The sequence below is a fragment of the Xanthomonas bonasiae genome (assembly GCF_014836395.1).
GTDB classification, from domain to species: domain Bacteria; phylum Pseudomonadota; class Gammaproteobacteria; order Xanthomonadales; family Xanthomonadaceae; genus Xanthomonas_A; species Xanthomonas_A bonasiae.
This window is the reverse complement of record NZ_JACSQX010000007.1, coordinates 22661-42588: the sequence shown is the minus strand read 5'-3', so window position 1 is coordinate 42588 and position 19928 is coordinate 22661. Positions and strand designations below refer to the sequence as shown.

Genomic DNA, 19928 nt, shown 5'->3' with positions numbered 1-19928 from the left:
CGGCAACGCCGGCGCAATTTTTTTTGCGGCGGGGAAAGTGCCGCTGCCCGCGAATCGCGCTAGTCTGAGCAGGTGTCGAATCCGATGGATCCCGTCCCCCATGCGTTGCTCACGCCCTGCATCGGTCTGTGCACGCTCGACGCGCAGGGCTACTGCGCGGGCTGCCTGCGCAGCGGCGACGAGATCGCGCGCTGGCGTGGCATGAGCGACGCCGAGCGCCAGCGCTACATGCAGGAGGTGCTGCCGGCACGCGGCTGGTCGCCGACGCCGGGCCAGCGCCTGGCCGAGCGCACGCGGCTGCTGCGCGCGCTGCATCCGCTGCAGCTGCCGCCCGACGGTCCCGGCTGGAACCACCACGAACTGCATGATCTGCTGCCCGACGGCGCACTGGCCGAAGCGGCGGTGTTGGTCGGGCTGCTGCCGCGCGCCGACGGCACCCACGTGCTGCTGACCCGGCGTACCGACAGCCTGCGCCACCATGGTGGCCAGGTCAGTTTTCCCGGCGGTCGCATCGAAGCCGACGACGCCGATGCGGTGGCCGCGGCGATCCGCGAGAGCGAGGAAGAAATCGCACTGTCCGCGGCGCAGGTGGAACCGCTGGGCTACCTCGATCCGTTCGTGACCATCAGCGGTTTCCGGGTGATGCCGGTGGTGGCCGCGATCGATCCGGCGTTCGTGCCGCAGCCGCATCCCGACGAAGTGGCGGACGTGTTCGACGTGCCGCTGGCCTACCTGATGGCGCCCGACAATCTTCGCAGCATCGAGACCGATTACCGCGGACGGCCGCGGGTGGTGCTGGAATACGGCTGGCCGGGGCAGCGGATCTGGGGCGCGACCGCGGCGATCCTGCTCAACCTGCGCCGACGACTGGAGCAAACCGCATGAGCGAACCCTTCCCCGAGTGGAAACACCTGGTCGATGCGCCGGCGCTGGCCGCCGCGCTCGGTCATCCCGACCTGCGCCTCGTGGATGCGCGTTTCGCCGCTGCCGCGCTCGCCGATCCGCAGGCCGCGCAGCTCGCGCGCCAGGCCTACACGCAGTCGCATCTGCCCGGTGCGGTGTACGCCGATCTCAACACGGATCTGTCCGACCTCGGCCGCCGCGGCCTGGGCCGGCATCCCTTGCCCGACGCCGATGCGTTCGCGCAGACGCTGGGGCGCTGGGGCATCGCGCCGCACACCCAGGTGGTGGTCTACGACGCCGGCGACGGCAGCATGGCCGCGGCGCGGCTGTGGTGGATGCTGGGCCTGCTCGGGCATCGCCGCGTCGCCGTGCTCGACGGCGGCCTGGCCGAATGGCGCCGGCTCGGCCTGCCGGAAACCGATGCCGCCGCAACGCCTGCGCCGCAGCCGCCGTATCCGCAACGCTTCGACGCCGGCCGTATCGCCGAGGCCGAGGAAATCGCCGCGCGCCTGCACGAGGCGCCGGGCTGGCTGCTGGATGCGCGCGCCGGCGAGCGCTTCCGCGGCGAGGTCGAACCGATCGATCCGGTCGCCGGGCACGTGCCCGGCGCGATCAACCGCCCGCTGGGCCAGAACCTGCGCGATGGGCGCCTGCGTCCGCCGCAGGAGCTGCGCGCCGAGCTGGAGCCGCTGCTGCACGGGCGCGATCCGCGCGAGGTGGTGCTGATGTGCGGGTCGGGCGTGACCGCCTGCCATCTGCTGCTGGCGCTGGAGCATGCCGGCCTGCACGGTGCGCGCGTGTATGCCGGATCGTGGAGCGGCTGGATCGCCGATCCGGCGCGGCCGCGCGCCAACGGCTAGCCGCCACCGCAGGGGCGCCGTGGCGCGTCGGCGTGGCGTGCAGGAGACATGGGTGGCAACTACAGAGGCTGAGGCGATGCGCTGGCGTGGGATGTGGATGCTGACGGCGGCGCTGAGCCTGGCCGCCTGCGGCGAGCGGCCGCGCGCCGCAGGCGCCGATGCCTCGCCGCGCTCGCAGTCCGGCGCGCACTACCGGATGGCGGTGGAACAGCGTCGCGCGCAACGCGTGGCGCGGCTGCGCGCGCCGGGCGGCTGGCTCAGCTATACAGGTTCCGGCCGGCTGCGCAGCGGCGTGCACCAGGTGGGCAGTGCCGCAGGCAACGACGTGCAGCTGCCGTCAGGCCCCGCGCACCTGGGCAGCCTGCGCATCGATGCCGATGCCGGCGTGTCGTTCGAAGCTGCCGAAGGCGCCGCGCCGACGGTGCGCGGGCAACCGTTCCGCGCCGGCCGCCTCGGCACCGATGCGGCGCACGGCAGCGAGACGCGGCTGGCGTTGGGCGAGCAGGAGTTCTACGTGGTGCGCACCGGCAACCTGTTCGGTTGGCGCTTCCGCGATCCGCATGCGGCCGCGCGCGGCAGCTTCCGCGGCATCGACTATTTCCCGATCGATCCGCGCTGGCGCGTGGTCGCCGACTGGCATCCGGCCCCGCTGCCGCGCGCGATCGTGCTGCTCACCTCGATCGGCACGCCGCAGCCGCTGGCGCTGGCGGGCAGCGCCGAGTTCACCCTGGACGGCCGCCGCTACCGCTTGCAGGCGCTGCGCGACGACGACGGCAAGCGGCTGTTCTTCCCGTTCACCGACCGCACCAGCGGCCGCGAGAGCTATGGCGGCGCGCGCTATCTGTTCGTGGAGCCGCCGCAGGGCGAGCGCATCGTGCTGGACTTCAACCTGGCGCAGAACCCGCCGTGCGCGTTCACCGTCCACGTGGTGTGCCCGTTGGCGCCGGTCGGCAATCGCCTGGAGCTGGCGGTGACCGCAGGCGAGAAGAACTACGTCGGTCCGCGCTGAGCCTGCGGCGCCCGGGCGGGAACGTGCGGCGGCGTTGCGGCTGCCTTTGTAGGGGCGGCTTCAGCCGCGACACGCGCCATCGGGGTGCCTGTCGCGGCTGAAGCCGCTCCTACAGGGAGGCGGTGTCAGCGGTCGGCAAGCCCATCCGCCGAGGGCGCATACGGTACCAGCGCAACCGCCTCCAATACCTGCGCCCACGGAAACAGCGGGCCGGGATCGAGCTTGCGCTGCACCTGCCGCGCCGGATCGTCGCTGGCGGTTTCGCGGCTGCGGTCCAGCGCGTCGTGGCCGGCGATGTGGCGCAGTTGCGGCAACTGCGCCCGCAACTGGTGCAGCAACGCGATCAGCGCCTGGATCTGCGCCGGCGGATACGCTTCGTCCAGCGCCTGGTGGCGCGAATCCAGCCAATGCGGATAGCGGCCGCGGTTGACCAGTTCGATGCCCAGCGAGCGCGGGTTGTAGCCGCGCACGTGGTGCGCCACCCGCTGCAGCGGCACGTAGCGGTACACGCTGCCGTCGCGGTCGATGTAGAAGTGGCCGCTGTTGCCGGTGCCGGACGGATACAGCACGCGTTCGCCGTAGGCGCGCGCGCTGGCCAGGTCGGGCAGTTCGGTGCAATGGATCACCGCCAGATCGATCGCATCCAGGGTGCGCGCCTGCAGCCGTTCGACGTAGGGCAGGGGCGCATCGTGGATCGGCAACGGCGGGGTCTGCGACATGCACGGATGCTAGCATTCGCCGATGACTCTGAATCCCGATAGCCCGCTGGCGACGCTGCTCGCCACGTTGCCGCGCGCCGGACGCGTGGACTGGATAGGCCTGCGACCGGCGCGCGACGTGCCGATGCTCGAAGTGGCGCAGGCGGTCGCGCACGCCGATGGCGGCCTGTTCGGCGACCGCTACGCCGGCCGCAACGGCATGCGCGGGCTGACCCTGATCCAGGCCGAGCACCTGCCGGCGATCGCCGCATTGGCCGGCCATGCGCAGGTGGCGCCGGCGACGCTGCGGCGCAACCTGGTCGTCTCCGGCATCCCGCTGATCGCGCTGAAAGGGCGCCGTTTCCGCATCGGCGAGGTCGAGCTGGAAGGCATCGCGCCATGCGATCCGTGCTCGCGCATGGAGGACGCGCTGGGCCCGGGCGGCTACAACGCGATGCGCGGCCATGGCGGCCTGTGCGCGCGGATCGTGCACGGCGGCACGCTGCGGCTCGGCGATGCGGTGGTGGCGCTGTGAGCCACGGCCACTGCATCCTCGCGCACGGCTTCGAGAGCGGCCCGGACGCGATCAAGGTCGCGGCATTGGCCGAGGTCGCGCAGCGCCTGGGCTGGAGCCACGAGCGCCCGGACTTCACCGACCTGGACGCGCGCCGCGAGGTCAGCCAGCTCGGCGACGTGCCGGCGCGGCTGCAGCGCCTGCTCGGGTTGGCGCAGGCCGCCGCGCAGCGCGGGCCGGTGGTGCTGGCCGGCTCCAGCCTGGGCGCCTACATCGCCGCGCAGGTGTCGCTGCAGGTGCCGGTGCGCGGCCTGTTCCTGATGGTGCCGCCGACGCGGATGGGCTGGATGCCGGCGCTGGACGCGGCGCCGGTGCCGATCTCGATCGTGCACGCCTGGCACGACGAACTGATTCCCGCGGCCGAGGTGATCGCCTGGGCGCAGGCGCGCGCGGCGCGGTTGCTGCTGGTCGACGACATGCACCGCCTGGGCAACCACGTCGAGACCTCGGCGCGCGCGTTCGCCGAATTGCTGGAAACGCTGTGAGCGGCGTGTCGCGCGCAGCGGGCCGCATCAACCGGAGCCCCCGATGGAACTGAACATCCGCGCCGAGACCCAGGCCGACCACGCCGCGATCGAGGCGCTGACCCTGGTCGCGTTCTTCCGTGTCGCGCACAGCCGCCACGACGAGCAGCAGATCATCGAACGGCTGCGCGCGGACGGCGCGCTGACTCTGTCGCTGGTGGTCGAGCACGACGGCTACATCGTCGGCCATGTGGCGGTGTCGCCGGTGCGGCTCTCCGATGGCAGCCGCGGCTGGTACGCGCTGGGGCCGCTGTCGGTGGGGCCGGGCCACCAGCGCCAGGGGCTGGGCACGCGGCTGGTGCGCGAGGCGCTGGCGCAGCTGCAGGCGCTGGGTGCGGCCGGCTGCGTGGTGCTCGGCGAGCCTGCGTTCTACGCGCGTTTCGGCTTCGCGCCGGAACCGGGACTGGTGTTGCCCGGGGTGCCGGCCGGGTACTTCCAGGCGATCGGTTTCGGCGACCGCCTGCCGCCGGTGGCGGAAGCCGAATACCACGACGCGTTCCTGGCCGGCGGCTGAGCGCCGCCGCCGCGCCTTTGCCGCGCCGCGGACACGCGGGTTACCATCGCGCTTCAGATCCGCGAGCCGAGGATTCCGCCGATGCGCCATTGATGCCGCCGTCTTCGACGGCTTTGTCCGTTCCTGCCGACTGCGGCGGGCGTGACCGGCATCTGTGGAGTTCCCATGACGCATCCCTTGCTCGCGCTGGACAGCGCGTCGTATGTCCTGCCCGACGGCAGGACCCTGTTTTCCGATCTCGATTTCGCACTCGATGCGCGCCGCACCGGCCTGGTCGGCCGCAACGGCGTCGGCAAGAGCGTGTTCGCGCGCCTGCTCGCCGGCCAGCTGGCGCCGAGCGCCGGGCACTGCCAGCGCCACGGCCGCATCCATTACCTGCCGCAGCAGATCGTGCGCGCCGCCGACGCCACGGTGGCCTCGTTGGCCGGAGTGCGCCCGGCGCTGGACGCACTGGCGCGGATCGAGGCCGGCAGCGCCGATCCGGCCGACTTCGACGCGCTCGGCGAGCGCTGGGATATCGCCCAGCGCCTGCGCGCCGAACTGGAACTGCACGGGCTCGGCCAGCTGGCGCCGGAGCGGCCGGCGGCCATGCTCAGCGGCGGCGAGGCGATGCGCGTGGCGCTGCTCGGCGCCTGGCTGTCCGACGCCGATGTGCTGATCCTGGACGAACCGAGCAACCATCTCGACCGTGAGCAGCGCCGGCAACTGCAGCAGCAACTGCGGCGTTGGCCGCACGGGCTGCTGGTGGTCAGCCACGATCACGCGCTGCTGCAGGACATGCAGCGCATCGTGGAACTGTCGTCGCTGGGCCTGCGCGACTATGGCGGCGGTTACGCGTTCTACGCGCAGTGCAAGGCGCAGGAGCGACAGCAGGCGCTGGCCGAGCTGGAACGCTGCAAACACGAGCGCCGGCGCCAGGGCGATGCGCTGCGCGAGCAGCAGGCGCGCCAGCAGCGGCGCAGCGCGCATGGCCGCCGCCAGGCGCAGGACGCCAACCAGGCGCCGATCCTGCTCGGCCGGCAGAAGCAGCGCAGCGAACACAGCGCCGGCAGGCACCGGCAGCAAGCGGCCGCCGCGCACGCACGGCTGTGCGCGCAGGTGCGCGAGGCCGCGCACGCGGTCGAGGCCGCGGCGCCGGTCGCCTTGTTCGCGCCGATGCCGGCTGCGGCGGCCGGGCGCCGGGTCGCCGAACTACGTGGCCTGCGGCTGCCGCACGCGCCGCCGGCGCGCGCCGCGCTGGAGCTGTGCATCGGCGGCCGCCAGCGGATCGGCGTGGTCGGGCCGAACGGCAGCGGCAAATCGACCCTGCTGCGGGTGCTGGACGGCCAACTGGCGCCGCTGGCCGGACGCTGCGAGGTGCATGTGCCCAGTGCCTACCTGGACCAGGGGCTGCAGCTGCTCGATCCGGCACAGCCGCCGCTGGCGCAGCTGCAGGCGGCCAATGCGGTGGCCGACGTGGCCGACCTGCGCACGCGGCTGGCCCAGCTCGGCCTGGACGCGCAGCGCATCGGCGTGCCCAGCGGCCGGCTCAGCGGCGGCGAGCGCCTGAAGGCGACGCTGGCCTGCGCGTTCTACCGCGATCCGCCGGCGCAGTTGTTGCTGCTCGACGAGCCGGACAACCACCTGGACCTGGACGCGCGCGAGGCGCTGCGGCAGGTGCTGTTGCAGTACCCGGGCGCGCTGCTGGTGGTGTCGCACGATGCCGCGTTCCTCGACGGCCTGCGCCTGGACGCGCGCCTGCAGGCCGATCCGGACGGCTGGCGGCTGGCGCCGTGGTGAGCGCGCGCCGCGCGCCGTGGGTGCCAAGCGCCGGGCGTGCACCGCGCCCCGGGCTGGTAATGGCGGGCGCGATGGCCGACCATTCGCGTCTTCCCGTCCGTTGCCGCCGCCCGCCCGCCGTGGGCCGCGCTGCCGCGATACGCGCGGGGCGGGCCTGGCGCCCGCCCGCGCATCCCTCCTTCTTCGTGTGGTCCGCATTCCCGTGAAATTCTTCGTCTCCTGCGCCAAGGGCCTGGAATACCTGCTCGTCGACGAGCTGCTCGCGCTCGGCGTTGCCAAAGCCACCGCCACCGTGTCCGGGGTCAATAGCGAAGGCACGCTGCGCGATGCACAGCGCGCGGTGCTGTGGTCGCGCCTGGCCAGCCGCGTGCTGTGGCCGCTGGACGAGTTCGACTGCCCCGACGAGACCGCGCTGTATGCCGGCGTGGCGGCGTTGCCGTGGCGCGAGCACCTGACCTCGCAGCACACCCTGGCGGTGGACGCGCACGTGTCCGGCACCGCGATCACGCATGCGCGCTATGCCGCGCAGCGGGTCAAGGACGCGGTGGTGGACACGCTGCGCGGCGAAGGCCTGGAGCGGCCGTCGGTGGACGTGGAGGATCCGGACCTGCGCCTGAACCTGTCGCTGCGCAAGGGCCGCGCGACGCTGTCGGTGGACCTGGGCGGCGGCTCGCTGCACCGGCGTGGCTGGCGCCAGGTGCAGAACGCCGCGCCGCTGAAGGAGAACCTGGCCGCGGCGGTGTTGCTGCGCGGGCAATGGCCGCAGCTGTACGCGCAGGGCGGCGGTCTGCTGGATCCGATGTGCGGCAGCGGCACGCTGCTGATCGAAGGCGCGCTGATGGCCGCCGACGTGGCCCCGGGGCTGCTGCGCGGCGATCTGGCCGCCGCACGCCGCGGCGACGCCGGCCCGCTGCAATTCAGTGCCGCGCCCAGCCGCTGGCTGGGCTTCGACCAGGAGGCCTGGCGCGCCCTGCTGGCCGAGGCGCGGCAGCGCGAGGCGGCCGGCCGCGCCGCGCTGCGGCCGGTGATCCATGGCAGCGACATCGATCCGCATGCGATCCGCGCCGCGCGCGAGAACGCGCAGGCGGCCGGGGTCGCCGCGGCGATCGTGTTCGAGGTGCGCGATGTCGCCGACCTGCGCACGCCGGCGCAGGCGCTGGGCACGGTGGTGTGCAATCCGCCGTACGACGAGCGCCTGGCTGCCGACACCGCGCTGTACCGGCGCCTGGGCGAGGCGCTCAAGCGCGCGGTGCCGCAATGGCGCGCCAGCCTGCTGTGCGGCAATGCCGATCTGGCCTATGCCACCGGCCTGCGCGCGGCGAAGAAATACCAGATGTTCAATGGCGCGCTGGAATGTCCGTTGATCGTCTGCGACCCGATCGCGGTCGCGCAGCGCGAGCCGGCCGAGGCGCCGCGCGCGCTCAGCGACGGCGCGCAGATGGTCGCCAACCGGCTGCGCAAGAACCTGCGCAAGTTCAAGAACTGGCGCGCGCGCGAACAGGTCAGCTGCTTCCGCGCCTACGACGCCGACCTGCCCGAATACGCGGCGGCGATCGACGTGTACCAGGAAGACGGCGGCCAGGCCCGAACCTACCTGCACGTGCAGGAATACGCCGCGCCGGAGGAGATTCCCGATGCCGACGTGCGCCGCCGCCGCAACGAGTTGCTGGCCGCTGCGCGCGAGGTGTTCGAAGTGCCGGCCGAGCGGGTGGCGCTGAAGTCGCGCGAGCGCGGCAAGGGCGGCAGCAAGTACGGGCGCTTCGAGCAGCGCGGCGAGTTCCTGGTGGTGCGCGAACACGACGCGCTGCTGCGGGTGAACCTGTTCGATTATCTGGACACCGGCCTGTTCCTGGACCACCGCCCGCTGCGTGGGGCGATGGCGCAGCAGGCGCGCGGCAAGCGCTTCCTCAACCTGTTCTGCTACACCGGCGTGGCCAGCGTGCAGGCGGCGGTGGCCGGCGCCGATTCCACCACCAGCGTGGACCTGTCCGGCACCTACCTGCAGTGGTGTGCGGACAATCTGGGCTTCAACGGCAAGGGCGGTGCCCAGCACCGGCTGGTGCAGGCCGACGCGCTGACCTGGCTGGAGGCGGAGAAGAACCGCTACGACGTGATCTTCTGCGATCCGCCGACCTTCTCCAATTCCGCGCGCGCCGAGGATTTCGATCTGCAGCGCGAGCACGTGCGGCTGCTGCGCGCCGCGGTGGCGCGGCTGATGCCGGAGGGCGTGCTGTACTTCTCCAACAATTTCCGCCGCTTCAAGCTGGACGAGGACGCGCTGGCCGACTTCGCGTCGTGCGAGGAGATCACCGCGCAGACCATCGCGCCGGATTTCGAGCGCAATCCGCGCATCCATCGTGCCTGGCGGTTGCAGCGGCGCTGAGATGGGTTCCTCTGTAGGAGCGGCTTCAGCCGCGACAGGCTCTACGGATAGGCTCTGTCGCGGCTGAAGCCGCTCCTACATTGGTGCGGACAGCGTGCGTGCGGCTCAACCATCGCGATGCCGCGCCGAGGCCTGCGCGCTGGCGCGGTGCGGCACGTCGTCGCCCGGTTCGCGTTCGCTCCAGTAGTCCTGGATCTGCAGGATCTGCGGCAGGATCTCGGTGAACAGGCCAACCAGGCGCGGCTCGAACTGGGTGCCGGCCTGCTGCTGGAACAGGTTCATCACCTTCGCCAGCGGCCATGCGTCCTTGTACGGGCGCTGCGTGGTCAGCGCATCGAACACGTCGGCCAGGGCCACGATCCGCGCCGACTCGGGAATGCGTTCGCCGGCCAGGCCGGCCGGGTAGCCGCTGCCGTCCCAATGCTCGTGGTGGTACAGCGCGACCTCGGCGGCGAGCCGGAACAGCGGCGCGCTGCTGCGGCTGAGAATGTCGTAGCCGATCTGCGGATGCCGCTTCATCACCGCCCATTCGTCCGCATCCAGCGGCCCCGGCTTCTTCAGGATCGCGTCGGGGATGCCGATCTTGCCGGTGTCGTGCATCGGCGCCGCCTGCTCGAGCAGGTTGGCGTCCTCGCGCGACCAGCCGGCGGCGATCGCCAGTGCGCGCGCATAGGCGGCCATGCGCCAGATGTGGGTGCCGGTGTCCGAGTCGCTGTAGTGGCCGGCCATGCCCAGCATCTGGATCGCGTCGCGGTGGCTGCTGGCCAGGCTGGCGGCGGTGACCAGCGACAGGTGGGTGCGCACCCGCGCGCGCAGGATGCTCGGCGAATACGGCTTGGTGATGTAGTCCACGCCGCCGGCCTCGAAGCCGATGCTCTCGTCGGCGTCCTTGTCCTTGCCGGTGACGAAGATGATCGGGATCGCCGCGGTGCGCGGGTCCTGTTTCAGGGTGCGGGCGATGGTGTAGCCGTCCAGGTCGGGCAGGTCGACGTCGAGCAGGATCAGTGCCGGGCGGTGCTTGACCACCGCGCGCAGCGCCTCGGCGCCGTTCTTGGCGAAGGCCAGGGCGTAGTCCTCGCGCAGGATCTGGCGGATCAGCGCCAGGTTGCTGGCTTCGTCGTCTACGCACAGGATGGGAGGCTGGACCATCGTGGTTCCTTGTCGGGTTCACCCGCGGCGGCCTCCAGGGCCGGCGCGGCAAGTGCTATGGGGATGCATCGGCCTGCCAGCGCCTGACTTGAGCTTCGGCCTCGCGGAAGGAAAAACTCTCCACCAGTTGCCGCAGTTCCGTCGCCAGCGCCGGGGGCAGCGAGGGCGCCAGGTCGTGCAGCACCCGCTCCACGCGGTCGGGGTCGTCGCTGTCCAAGGCCTGCAGCAGGTGCTGCAGCCGTTGCTGCAGCGGGACCGCGGCCGCGGCGCCGGCGTCCGCGGCGGGGGCGGCCGGCGGCACCGCCGCGGGCAACGCCTCGGCCTCGGCCACGAAGCGCCGGATCGCCGTGGCGGTGGCGCTCATGGCCGTGCCCAAGGCCGCGATCGCGGCCTCGGCCTGGCCCGGCGCATCGCCGAGCCGTTCCTCCAGCGCGGCGCTGGCCGCGACCAGCGCCGGCAACGCCAGCGAGCCGGCCGAGCCGCGCAGCTTGTGCACGTAGGAGATCGCCGCCGCCGGCGCCTGCGCATCCAGCAGGGTCTGCAGCGTCGCCGCCGGATCGGGGTTGTCCTGCAGCAGTTTCAGCAGGTAGCGCTGATAGGGCACGCGCTCGTTCCACAGGCGCTGCGCCTGCGCGGCGTCGAGCAACTGCGGATCGGCGTCGGGCCAGACCTCTCCGGCGAAGGCCGGCAGCGGCTCCAGCGGCAGCGGCAGGCGCAGCGGCAGGAACTGGCGGATGATCGCGATCAGTTCCTCGACCTGGAACGGTTTGGCGATGAAGCCGTTCATGCCACTGGACAGCGCCAGCTCCTGTTGCTGGCGGTAGGCGCCGGCGGTCAGTGCGATCACCGGCAGGCCGGCCAGGCGCGGATCCTCGCGCAGCAGGCGGGTGGCCTCGTAGCCGTCCAGGGTCGGCATCTGCACGTCCATCAGCACCAGGTGGAAGCGGCTCGGATCGCGCTGCAGCCGCTGCAGTGCCTGCTCGCCGTCGTGGGCCAGTTCCACCAGCGCGCCTTCGCCTTCGAGGATGCGCTGCGCGACCTCGCAATTGATCTCGCTGTCGTCCACCACCAGCAGCCGCGCGCCGGCCAGGCGCGGGGTGCCGTCGCCGCTGAGCAAGGGCGAGGGGCCGTCGCCGCGGCGCCGCGCCAGCAGCGTGGCGATGGTGCGGTACAGCGCCGAGGCGGTGACCGGCTTGGTCATCACCGCGTCCACGTCGCTGGGCGCGTAGTGCTGCTCTTCCAGCAGCCGCCGTTCGTAGGCGGTGACCATGACGATGATCGGTTGCCGGTCCGGCGCCGATTGCGCGCGGATGCGCTGCGCCACGCGCAGCCCGTCCAGGTCGGGCATGCGCCAGTCGAGCAGGATCACGTCGAAGCCCTCGCGTTCCGGGCCGGCCGCGGCGATCGCGTCGGTGCCGTTGGCCACCGCTTCCACCTGCCAGCCGAAGCCGCTGGCGATGCTGCTGAGGTTGCTGCGCACCAGGTCGTGGTCGTCGGCGATCAGCACCCGCCGCGCTTCGGGATGTTCGACCTCGGCGGCCGGCGCCGGCAACACCGGGAAGCTGATCGCGAAATAGAAATCGCTGCCGCGGCCCGGCGTGCTCTGCACCTCGAGCTGGCCGCCCATCAGTTCCACCAGGCGCCGGCTGATGGTCAGGCCCAGGCCGCTGCCGCCGTAGCGGCGGCTGGTGGAGGTGTCGGCCTGCAGGAACGGCGAGAAGATCAGGCTCTGCTTGTCGCGCGCGATGCCGATGCCGGTGTCGCGGACCGAGAAGAACAGCTTGATCTTGCCCGGTTCGCCGCTGGGGAAGCTGCGTACCGACAGCGCCACTTCGCCCTGTTCGGTGAACTTGATGGCATTGCCCACCAGGTTGATCAGCACCTGGTTCAGGCGCAGCGCATCGCCGCGCAGCCAGCGGCAGCCGGCCGGCAACGGTTCGACGATCATCTCCACCGGCTTGGCGCTGATCGCCGAGGTCATCAGCGCGGCGATGTTCTCCAGCAACTGGTTCAGGTCGAACGGTTCCGATTCCAGGTCGATGCGCCCGGATTCGATCTTGGAGAAGTCGAGGATGTCGTTGATGATCTCCAGCAACGCGCGCGCCGACGCGTCGCTCTTCTGGATCATTTCCTTGGCCGCCTGCGGCAGTTCGCTGTGCTGCAGCAGGTACAGCATGCCCAGGATCGCATTCATCGGCGTGCGGATCTCGTGGCTCATGTTGGCCAGGAAATCGCTCTTGGACTGATTGGCGGTTTCCGCCGCGTCGATCGCCAGGCGCAGTTCGCGCTCGTGGCGCTTCTGCTCGGTCAGGTCCACCGCGATGCCGAGGTAGCCGATCACCTGGTCGTTGTCGTCGCGCAGCGTGCTCAGCGTCAGCAGCACCGGGAACGGGCGGCCGTCCTTGCTGATGTAGGTCCATTCGCGGGTGTCGCTGCGCCCCAGCGTGGACAGCGCGGCCACCGATTCGAACGCCGGCGCCACCGCCATGCCCGATTGCGCGGCCATGCTTTCGGCGCGGCTGGCCAGTTGCTCAGGATCCAGGAACAGGCCGGTGGCCTTGCGCCCGATCATCTCGTGCGCGGGATAGCCGAGCATGGTTTCGGCGGCGGGATTGAACAGGGTGATGGTGCCGTCCGGGTCGGTGGCCACGATCGCGTAGCCGGCGTTGGCCAGGATCGCGCGCTGCAGCGCCGAATAGGTGACCAGTTCGCTGGTGCGCTGCGCCACCTGCTGTTCCAGGGTGGCATTGAGTTCCAGCACCCGCGCTTCGGCGCGCACCCGTTCGGACACGTCGTGCAGCAGGTGCGAGTGGCCGACCATGTCGCCGTCGTTGTCCAGGATCGGCGAGGCGCTGGCCAGCACGCTGACGCGATGGCCGTCGCGATGGCGCAGTTCCCGCACCTGCGTGCCGTTGCCGGCCGCGTCGCGGATCTGGTTGCCGAGCAGGTCCTGCAACGGCTGGCCGATGGCCTGCGCCGCGGGGTAACCGAAGATGCGCTCGGCGGCCGGATTCCAGTGGGTGATGCGGCCATCCGGGTCCTCGGCCACGATCGCTTCGCTGGAGCCGCCGACCAGCGCGGCCAGCTGGCTTTGCTCGCGCAGGATCAGGTCGCGGCGGTGGCGGCCGGTCAGGTACAGGTACAGCAGTGCGGCGAGCAGCACGGAGATGCCGCCGGCCAGGCCGCCGGCCAGCAGCGGCGAGGTCTGGTTGAGCGAGCGCACGAAACCCGGCGTCGCCTGCGCGTTGAGCAGCCAGCGGCGGCCGTAGATCGGCATGCTGCGTTCGGCGCGCAGCCCGGTGGCCAGCGCTTGGGCGTCGCCGTCGCCGCGATAGAACGGCTGGGTGCTGTTTTCGCTGTCGGCCAGGGTCAGCAGCAGCTCGTGGGCGTGGTTGGGCGAGGCCACCAGCACTTCGGCGATGTTCAGCGGCGCATAGGCCCAGCCGGTGGTGGCCTGCCAGCGTTGCTCCGGGGTCTGCAGCGGCAGGTCTTCGCGGTAGATCGGCAGCAACAGCAGGAAACCGCTGTTGCCGACTCCCGGCGTCTGCACCAGGCGGATCGGTGCGGTGATGGTCGGGTTGCCGGAGCGCGCGGTGGCGATCGCCGCCGCGCGCCGCGCCGGCTCGGAGGCGATGTCGAATCCCAGCGCAGGATTGTTGAGCCGCCGCGGTTGGATATACAGGATCACGAAGCGTTCGCCCTCGTGCGGCGTCAGCTGGTGGATCTGCAGCGACGGCGCGCCGTCGCTGTGTGCCTGTTGCAGGAACGCGGCCTCGTCGGCCGGCGCCACCCGGCGGATATAGCCGAAGCCGCGCACGCCGGGGAATTCGCGCTTGTACTCGCGCGAAGCGCTGTAGCGGTCGAAGCGCTCGCGCGAGATATGGACGCCGCCGGCGGCGATGACCGCGCCGCGCGCGCCGCGCAGGCCGTGTTCGTAGACATTCAGGCGTTGCTGCAGCTCGCCGGTGACGTGCGTGGTCAGTTGCTGGAAGCGGTCGCTGGCCTGCTGGCGATTGCGCTCGTGCAGGCCGCGGGCGAGCAGCGCCGCGGCCAGCAACCCCAGCAGCAGCACCGCCAACGCGGCGCCGAGCGCCGACCGTGCAGGGCCGGCAGCGGGTGTCCAGCGGTTCTTCGACATGCGCCCCTTTCCTTTGGCGAACGCTGGCGATGCACCGGCATCGGCGTCCCTCCGGTCCGTACGGGATGGCTTTCACGATTGAAGCGACGGTCCTGCCCCGACCGCGCATCCCACGCTAGCGCGATCGTTGCGGCCGCACCAGCCCCCGCGGTGTATTGCGGGAGCGACCGTCTACGACCTTCATGGAATCAGCGTGACGGCTGCGTGCAGCGCGACCCCGATCAGGCCGCCGACCAGGGTGCCGTTGAAGCGGATGTACTGCAGGTCGCGGCCGACGCTCAATTCCAGTTGTTCCACCAGATGGCGTTCGTCCCAGCCTTTCACGGTCTGCGCGATGTGGTCGGTGACGCCGCTGCGCAGGCGCTGGGTCAGCTTCTCCGCGCCGCCCAGCAGGTGCTGGTTGAGCGCGTCGCGCAACGCGCTGTCCTGGGACAGCGATTCGCCGAGCGCGGCCAGCGAGCGCTGCAAATGCTGCACCAGCACACCGTCGCTGCGCGACAGGTCCTCGCGCAGGCTGGCGTGGATCTGGTCCCACAGGCCTTGCACGTAGTCCTGCACGCCGGGATGCTCGATCAGCCGCTGCTTCATCGCCTGCAGCTTGTCGGCGGTGGCCGGGTCGCTGCGCAGGCGTTGCACGTAGCCGCCGAGCCAGCGTTCGTAGTCCTGGCGCAGCGGGTGCTGCGGTTGCGACAGCACGTCCTGCAGTTCGTCCAGCAGCGCATGCGCCAGGCGCTCGGCCAGGGTGTCGGCGATGCCCTCCACCGGCTTGACCCATTCCACCGTGCCGACCAGCTTGGGCCATTCGCGGCGCGCGTACTTGACGATCATCGCCGACACGCGCTGCTTCACCGTCGCATCGTCCAGATGCCGGCCGAGCCGGGTCAGCGCTTCGTCGAGCAGGGCCTGGTGGCGGCCATCGGCGGTGAGCAGGCCGAGGATCTCGCCTGCGGTCGCGGCCGCGTTCCATTCGCGCAGGCGCGCCACCACGAAGCCATGGATGCGGCGCCGCACCGCGGCCTCGTCGAGCAGGTCCAGGGCCTGCAGCGCCCAGCCGCGCGCCAGCTCGGCCAGCTTGCCGGCCTGCGCCGGTTCGGCCAGCCACTGGCCCAGCCGCTTGGCCGGATCGAACGCGCTGAGCTTGGTCAGCAGCGCCGCCGGTTCCAGGAAATGATCGCGCACGAACACCGCCAGGCTGTCGGCGATGCGCGCCTTGCCGTGCGGGATGATCGCGGTGTGCGGAATCGGCAGCCCCAGCGGATGGCGGAACAGCGCCACCACCGCGAACCAGTCGGCCAGCGCGCCGACCGTGGCCGCCTCGCAGAACGCGCCGATCCAGGCCCAGGCGCCGTGCATGCCCATGACGTGGCTGAGCAGGAAGCCGGCCAGCATCGCCAGCAGCAACAGCGCGGCCAGTAGTTTCATGCGCCGCAGCTGTGCGCGGCGCGGATCGGGCGGCATGGTCGGTTCGGGAGACGCGCTCATGTGGGCGAGTTTACGCAGCGCGCGGTTAGGACGGTTTCATCGGAGCGGCCGCCACCGGCGTGAATGCGATCGTCCAACGCCGGCATGCCCAGCGCGCCGCTCCGACACGGCGCCGTCGCGCGGCATGGGCGGGAGCTGGACGGCATGCTAGGGTCGCCCCCGGGCCACTTGCCGGACGCGCGCCATGCTCGCCGATCACACCCCCGCCGGTTTCATCGCCGTCGACGACATCGACCGCGCGCGCGCCTTCTACGAGGGCATCCTGGGCCTGCGCTGCCAGGGCTTCGACGGCTTCGCCCTGAAATTCGCGGCCGGTCCGATCAACCTGCGCATCGTCAAGCCGCCGGCGCGCGTCGCCGCCGACTACACCGTGTTCGGTTGGGAGAGCGCCGATATCGGTGCCGATGTGGCCGCGCTTGCGGCCAAGGGCGTTGCGTTCATCCGCTACCCGTTCTTCGCCGACAGCCAGGACGCGCAAGGCATCTGGACCGCGCCGAACGGCGACAGGGTGGCCTGGTTCCGCGACCCGGACGGCAACACCCTGTCGCTGGCCCAGCACGCCTGAGGCGTGTCGGCACCGCGGCCTGCACAACGGGCCGGATCGCGCGAGCTGCAGCGCCCCGATCAGCCCTGCAGCCGCGCGCGCAGGGCCGCCACTTCCTCGCGCAGCGCCTGGTTCTCGGCATCCAGCTCGGCCACGCGCTGGCGCAGTGCGGCCAGTTCGGTGTCGCCGCGCATGGCGTCGCCATCGCCGTCCTGCTCGGTGGCCGGTGTCTCACGCGGTTTGCGTTTGGATTCGCGGGCGCGCTTGGCCGCCTGCTTGAGTTCGTCCTTGCCGGCGATTGCCGCGGCGCGCTGTTCGTCCTCGGGCAGGCTGGCCACCGCCGCGGCGGCGTTGATCGAGATCGCGCCGGATTTCACCGCTTCCACCACCTCGGCGGTGGCCTGCTTCTGGATCTTCTCGATCTGCAGCACCTGGCTGTTGCTGAGCCGTGCGGCACGCGCCAGCTCGGCGCGGCTCAGCGGCGCCGGCATCGCCTCGACGCTCGCGCCGTCTGCGCCGGCCGGCGCATCGGCCCAGGGCGCGGCATCGTCGTGCGCATCGCTCGCTGCGGCAGCGGCGCCGTCGGCGGATTCGGCGGATTCGGCGGATTCTGCGGCCGGCGCGGCTGCGCGGCTGCGGCGCTCGGCCAGGATCTCGCGCTTGCGCAGCGCCAGCACGCCGCGCTGGAAATCGGACACGCTGCGCCGGCCCAGGTGCTGGTCGATCATCCACAGGTGCACGTCCTGCAGCGACTGGAAGCGGGTGTTCTGCACGGTCTGGAACGGCAATCCGTGCTTCTGGCAGATGCCGTAGCGGTTGTGCCCGTCGACCAGGATCTCGCCCCACAGCACCAGCGCATCGCGGCAGCCTTCGGCGAGCAGGCTGCGCTCCAGCGCGGCGTACTCGTCGGCGGTGAGCGGGTCGATGTAGGCCTTGAGGTCTTCTTTGACGACGATGTTCATCGGGGCGCGGCACGGTGTTGCGAGGGGGCCGGCATTGTAGAGACTTGCGCGCGGTCGCGCCTGGCAGCAGGCGTCGTTGACGCTGCCCCGGAGCGGGCACAGAATCCGCACGGCCTGGCGATCGGGGGATCGCGGCCCGGCCGAGGGAGGCGCGACGATGATCTTGTGGGGCTGGGGCGAGCGCAACGTCGCCTGTGGCGTGGAAGAACGCGAGTTCTGCAGGAACTGCGACCAGGAGCAGGCGTTTGCGATGCGCTTGCACTACTCGTATGGGCACTTTTACCATCTGTTCGGCTGGGTGCGCGAAAAGCAGTACCAGTTGGTGTGTCCGGTGTGCCGTCACGGCTGGCTGCTGAACCAGGCCAGCGCCGAGAGCAAGCTGCAGGCGGTGCCGATCCCGTTCCACCAGCGCTGGGGGTGGCTGGTGATGTTGGTGCTGGGCGTGCTGATCGCCGTGGCGGCGCTGCTGCGCAGCGGCGGTGCATAGCGGTCGCGCCAAGCGGCCTTCGCCAGCGCCACGCCAGGTCTGCTGTAATGCGCGGCCCCTGGCCGCCGACGTTTCGTTATGCCCGTTTCCGCAACCGCACGCCGCCGTCTGTGCTTGATCGCCGCCATCGTCGCGACGATCGCCGCCGGGCTGGCGTCGCGGCAGTTCCCCTGGCTGCTGCCGTCGTGGCTGGGCAAGTTTCCTGGCGATGCGCTGTGGGCGTTGATGGTCTACCTCGGCTTGGCGCTGCTGGCGCCCCGCGCGCGGCCGCTGCGGTTGGCCGTGGTGGCGCTGGCCGCATGCTGGCTGGTGGAAGCGTCGCAGCTGTACCGCGCGCCCTGGCTCGACGCGCTGCGCGCCACCACGGTGGGGCACCTGGCCTTGGGTTCCACGTTCGTGTGGATGGACCTGCTTGCCTACGCGGTGGGCGTCGCCGCCGGCGCATGGCTCGACCTGCGCTGCACGCGCCGATGAACGCGGGCCAGGATCCGCGGAAAACCATCACCGACGCTGTGGCTGCCGGCTTCGCAACGCATGGATACGCATCCCTGCCGCAATGCGCCGCAAACCCCAGGGAACTCGCGCTGTTCCACGAGTGCCTGAACCCCCGAGCGGCGATCGCTAGGGGAGGGCCGCCGCGCCGGCGCGAAGCGGCCGCAGCGCTCAGTCGACCACCACCTCGCTGATCTGCATCACCGGGGTCAGGTCGGTGTAGTTCTTGATGTCGCCGAGGATCTCGTCGGCATGCGGGCCGAAGCCGGCCTGGAACGCTTCCACCGAGTCGCTGAAGATGTGGCACATGCCGACATAGGTCGGATCGCTGCCGGGGGCGCCGCCGGACAGGCCCTTGTCCACGGTGTAGCGCTTGCAGGCCGCGCCCATGCGCGCCTGCAGCAGCGGCATGTGCGTGTCGCGGTAGTAGGCGTGGTCGAAACGGGCGCCGGGCGTATACGGGTACATCACGCTGACCTTGATCATGGAACGACTCCTGTGGCTGCGGCGGAAAGGGGGGCATGCTTCGTAAGTCGCGCCAGGCTACACCGTCGCACTGTACGCCCGTGCTGCGCTGCGGGATTCGCCGTCTCGGCCGTCACCGTTGTCGCGTCCTCGCGTCAGGACGCTCAGGCCCGAATGGATGCATCGGGATGCCGCTGCCGGGCCACATCGGCATTGATCGGCAAAGAAAGTTCGTCTCCATTCGTGTAGAGCGCGGCATCCAACCGGTCCATCTGCGCCTCATGGCCAGCAGTTTCAGCGATGGAATGCTGCTGCGATCACCTGGCCCTGCGATCTGCCTCGACGGTCGTATGTGTGCCATGCCGTCTTGCGGCTGCGCGTCGTCGAAACGAAGACTCGCCCAAAATTTCGCGCAGGATCGAATCCGGCCAAGGCACCGCGCTGGCCCGAATGGTCAGGTGGCTGCGTAGTCGAACGAACCGATATGTCTCACCGAGGCGCCAGCGGGATGGTGCGGCTGGTTTGGCGCAAACACGCAGATCGCCACATCAGCCAAGATGGTGCCATCCACTTCGTGCCGCCATTGATCCCAGTACGAAGCGTCGGACAGCAGTTCGTTCAATGCTTCCGGACTTCCCGACGCGGAAATGACCGTCTCGATGCAAGCGGGTTCGCAACGGCTCAGCCCGATCTCGCGCATGAATGGCGACGCTACGCCGTCGCCATCCTCGGTGTAGGTCCGATCGATGTAGCCTCGCAATTCTTCCATGGTGGCGAATCTGCCACTGGATACGAATACGTGAACGATGGACATAGGGGCAGTTTGGCGGGCGAACGAATCCGACCGTAGCACGATGCGCAGCCATCTGGCAGGGGAATGCGCCCGGTGATTCCGTCATGGCGTTCGTCGATAATTCCGGCGCCTTCAACGCGAACAAAAAAGTTCTTCGGCATGGGGTGCGCTG

18 protein-coding genes are annotated in these 19928 nt (G+C 70.9%); 11 read left to right on the top strand and 7 right to left on the bottom strand.

The window, feature by feature from the left end; genetic code table 11:
• Positions 1-84 precede the first annotated feature (84 nt).
• The 3 genes from H9658_RS12405 (at position 85) to H9658_RS12395 (ending at position 2772) form a co-directional block, all read left to right on the top strand.
• The gene (locus H9658_RS12405) at positions 85-885 is read left to right on the top strand and encodes an NUDIX hydrolase (RefSeq protein WP_179565764.1); all 801 of its coding nucleotides are present in this window, start codon (positions 85-87) and stop codon (positions 883-885) included.
• The gene (locus H9658_RS12400) at positions 882-1763 is read left to right on the top strand and encodes a sulfurtransferase (protein WP_191825574.1); all 882 of its coding nucleotides are present in this window, start codon (positions 882-884) and stop codon (positions 1761-1763) included. The genes H9658_RS12405 and H9658_RS12400 overlap by 4 nt, the downstream gene beginning before the upstream one ends.
• Before the next feature lie 76 nt (positions 1764-1839).
• On the top strand, positions 1840-2772 hold the full coding sequence (locus tag H9658_RS12395; protein ID WP_191825573.1) for a DUF1684 domain-containing protein: 933 nt from the start codon (positions 1840-1842) through the stop codon (positions 2770-2772).
• Positions 2773-2897: 125 nt separating this feature from the next.
• On the opposite strand, the gene H9658_RS12390 is transcribed toward H9658_RS12395, so the two are convergent.
• A complete protein-coding gene (locus H9658_RS12390; RefSeq protein WP_191825572.1) occupies positions 2898-3491 on the bottom strand; it encodes an N-acetylmuramoyl-L-alanine amidase in 594 nt (197 codons plus the stop codon).
• A gap of 22 nt (positions 3492-3513) precedes the next feature.
• Here H9658_RS12390 and H9658_RS12385 point away from each other — a divergent pair, with 22 nt between their 5' ends.
• The 5 genes from H9658_RS12385 (at position 3514) to rlmKL (ending at position 9244) form a co-directional block, all read left to right on the top strand.
• The gene (locus H9658_RS12385) at positions 3514-4005 is read left to right on the top strand and encodes an MOSC domain-containing protein (protein WP_191825571.1); all 492 of its coding nucleotides are present in this window, start codon (positions 3514-3516) and stop codon (positions 4003-4005) included.
• Positions 4002-4529 (top strand): alpha/beta fold hydrolase, encoded by a 528-nt coding sequence (locus H9658_RS12380; RefSeq protein ID WP_191825570.1) that lies wholly within the window; start codon positions 4002-4004, stop codon positions 4527-4529. The genes H9658_RS12385 and H9658_RS12380 overlap by 4 nt, the downstream gene beginning before the upstream one ends.
• Positions 4530-4572: 43 nt before the next feature.
• Positions 4573-5082, top strand: a complete 510-nt coding sequence (locus H9658_RS12375) for a GNAT family N-acetyltransferase (RefSeq protein ID WP_191825569.1) — start codon at positions 4573-4575, stop codon at positions 5080-5082.
• A 165-nt stretch (positions 5083-5247) separates the two neighbouring features.
• Positions 5248-6861, top strand: a complete 1614-nt coding sequence (locus H9658_RS12370) for an ATP-binding cassette domain-containing protein (RefSeq protein WP_191825568.1) — start codon at positions 5248-5250, stop codon at positions 6859-6861.
• 202 nt (positions 6862-7063) lie between these two features.
• Positions 7064-9244: a bifunctional 23S rRNA (guanine(2069)-N(7))-methyltransferase RlmK/23S rRNA (guanine(2445)-N(2))-methyltransferase RlmL gene (gene rlmKL, locus H9658_RS12365; protein ID WP_191825567.1), complete on the top strand. Its 2181-nt coding sequence runs from the start codon at positions 7064-7066 to the stop codon at positions 9242-9244.
• A gap of 105 nt (positions 9245-9349) precedes the next feature.
• Here the strand turns inward: rlmKL and H9658_RS12360 are convergent, their stop codons facing one another.
• The 3 genes from H9658_RS12360 to H9658_RS12350 all read right to left on the bottom strand — a co-directional run bounded on the left by H9658_RS12360 (position 9350) and on the right by H9658_RS12350 (position 15953).
• Positions 9350-10393, bottom strand: a complete 1044-nt coding sequence (locus tag H9658_RS12360) for an HD domain-containing phosphohydrolase (protein ID WP_179565746.1) — start codon at positions 10391-10393, stop codon at positions 9350-9352.
• A gap of 55 nt (positions 10394-10448) precedes the next feature.
• On the bottom strand, positions 10449-14531 hold the full coding sequence (locus H9658_RS12355; protein ID WP_191825566.1) for a CHASE domain-containing protein: 4083 nt from the start codon (positions 14529-14531) through the stop codon (positions 10449-10451).
• Positions 14532-14711: 180 nt separating this feature from the next.
• Entirely contained in the window at positions 14712-15953 is a 1242-nt protein-coding gene (locus H9658_RS12350) for a DUF445 domain-containing protein (protein WP_179567902.1), read from the bottom strand.
• A 244-nt stretch (positions 15954-16197) separates the two neighbouring features.
• Here H9658_RS12350 and H9658_RS12345 point away from each other — a divergent pair, with 244 nt between their 5' ends.
• Complete coding sequence (locus H9658_RS12345; RefSeq protein ID WP_179565742.1) at positions 16198-16578, top strand: VOC family protein; 381 nt, start codon at positions 16198-16200, stop codon at positions 16576-16578.
• Between the two features lie 59 nt (positions 16579-16637).
• On the opposite strand, the gene H9658_RS12340 is transcribed toward H9658_RS12345, so the two are convergent.
• Entirely contained in the window at positions 16638-17519 is an 882-nt protein-coding gene (locus tag H9658_RS12340) for a ParB N-terminal domain-containing protein (protein WP_191825565.1), read from the bottom strand.
• A 157-nt stretch (positions 17520-17676) separates the two neighbouring features.
• Here H9658_RS12340 and H9658_RS12335 point away from each other — a divergent pair, with 157 nt between their 5' ends.
• Positions 17677-18006, top strand: a complete 330-nt coding sequence (locus H9658_RS12335; protein ID WP_191825564.1) for a hypothetical protein — start codon at positions 17677-17679, stop codon at positions 18004-18006.
• Between the two features lie 78 nt (positions 18007-18084).
• Positions 18085-18480, top strand: coding sequence for a ribosomal maturation YjgA family protein (locus H9658_RS12330; protein ID WP_191825563.1), 396 nt, complete (start codon positions 18085-18087; stop codon positions 18478-18480).
• A 189-nt stretch (positions 18481-18669) separates the two neighbouring features.
• On the opposite strand, the gene H9658_RS12325 is transcribed toward H9658_RS12330, so the two are convergent.
• Both H9658_RS12325 and H9658_RS12320 read right to left on the bottom strand, forming a co-directional pair.
• On the bottom strand, positions 18670-18984 hold the full coding sequence (locus tag H9658_RS12325) for an EthD family reductase (protein ID WP_179565732.1): 315 nt from the start codon (positions 18982-18984) through the stop codon (positions 18670-18672).
• Positions 18985-19417: 433 nt separating this feature from the next.
• Positions 19418-19777: an immunity 22 family protein gene (locus tag H9658_RS12320; RefSeq protein WP_191825562.1), complete on the bottom strand. Its 360-nt coding sequence runs from the start codon at positions 19775-19777 to the stop codon at positions 19418-19420.
• Positions 19778-19928 lie beyond the last annotated feature (151 nt).

Bases quoted from the DNA above. Each gene is read 5' to 3' on its own strand.
- H9658_RS12355 (WP_191825566.1), bottom strand. From the start codon at position 14,531: ATGTCGAAGAACCGCTGGACACCCGCTGCCGGCCCTGCACGGTCGGCG.
- H9658_RS12320 (WP_191825562.1), bottom strand. From the start codon at position 19,777: ATGTCCATCGTTCACGTATTCGTATCCAGTGGCAGATTCGCCACCATG.
- H9658_RS12345 (WP_179565742.1), top strand. From the start codon at position 16,198: ATGCTCGCCGATCACACCCCCGCCGGTTTCATCGCCGTCGACGACATC.
- H9658_RS12375 (WP_191825569.1), top strand. From the start codon at position 4,573: ATGGAACTGAACATCCGCGCCGAGACCCAGGCCGACCACGCCGCGATC.
- H9658_RS12335 (WP_191825564.1), top strand. From the start codon at position 17,677: ATGATCTTGTGGGGCTGGGGCGAGCGCAACGTCGCCTGTGGCGTGGAA.
- H9658_RS12360 (WP_179565746.1), bottom strand. From the start codon at position 10,393: ATGGTCCAGCCTCCCATCCTGTGCGTAGACGACGAAGCCAGCAACCTG.
- H9658_RS12395 (WP_191825573.1), top strand. From the start codon at position 1,840: ATGCGCTGGCGTGGGATGTGGATGCTGACGGCGGCGCTGAGCCTGGCC.
- H9658_RS12325 (WP_179565732.1), bottom strand. From the start codon at position 18,984: ATGATCAAGGTCAGCGTGATGTACCCGTATACGCCCGGCGCCCGTTTC.
- H9658_RS12350 (WP_179567902.1), bottom strand. From the start codon at position 15,953: ATGAAACTACTGGCCGCGCTGTTGCTGCTGGCGATGCTGGCCGGCTTC.
- H9658_RS12405 (WP_179565764.1), top strand. From the start codon at position 85: ATGGATCCCGTCCCCCATGCGTTGCTCACGCCCTGCATCGGTCTGTGC.
- H9658_RS12400 (WP_191825574.1), top strand. From the start codon at position 882: ATGAGCGAACCCTTCCCCGAGTGGAAACACCTGGTCGATGCGCCGGCG.
- H9658_RS12390 (WP_191825572.1), bottom strand. From the start codon at position 3,491: ATGTCGCAGACCCCGCCGTTGCCGATCCACGATGCGCCCCTGCCCTAC.
- H9658_RS12370 (WP_191825568.1), top strand. From the start codon at position 5,248: ATGACGCATCCCTTGCTCGCGCTGGACAGCGCGTCGTATGTCCTGCCC.
- H9658_RS12385 (WP_191825571.1), top strand. From the start codon at position 3,514: ATGACTCTGAATCCCGATAGCCCGCTGGCGACGCTGCTCGCCACGTTG.
- H9658_RS12330 (WP_191825563.1), top strand. From the start codon at position 18,085: ATGCCCGTTTCCGCAACCGCACGCCGCCGTCTGTGCTTGATCGCCGCC.
- H9658_RS12340 (WP_191825565.1), bottom strand. From the start codon at position 17,519: ATGAACATCGTCGTCAAAGAAGACCTCAAGGCCTACATCGACCCGCTC.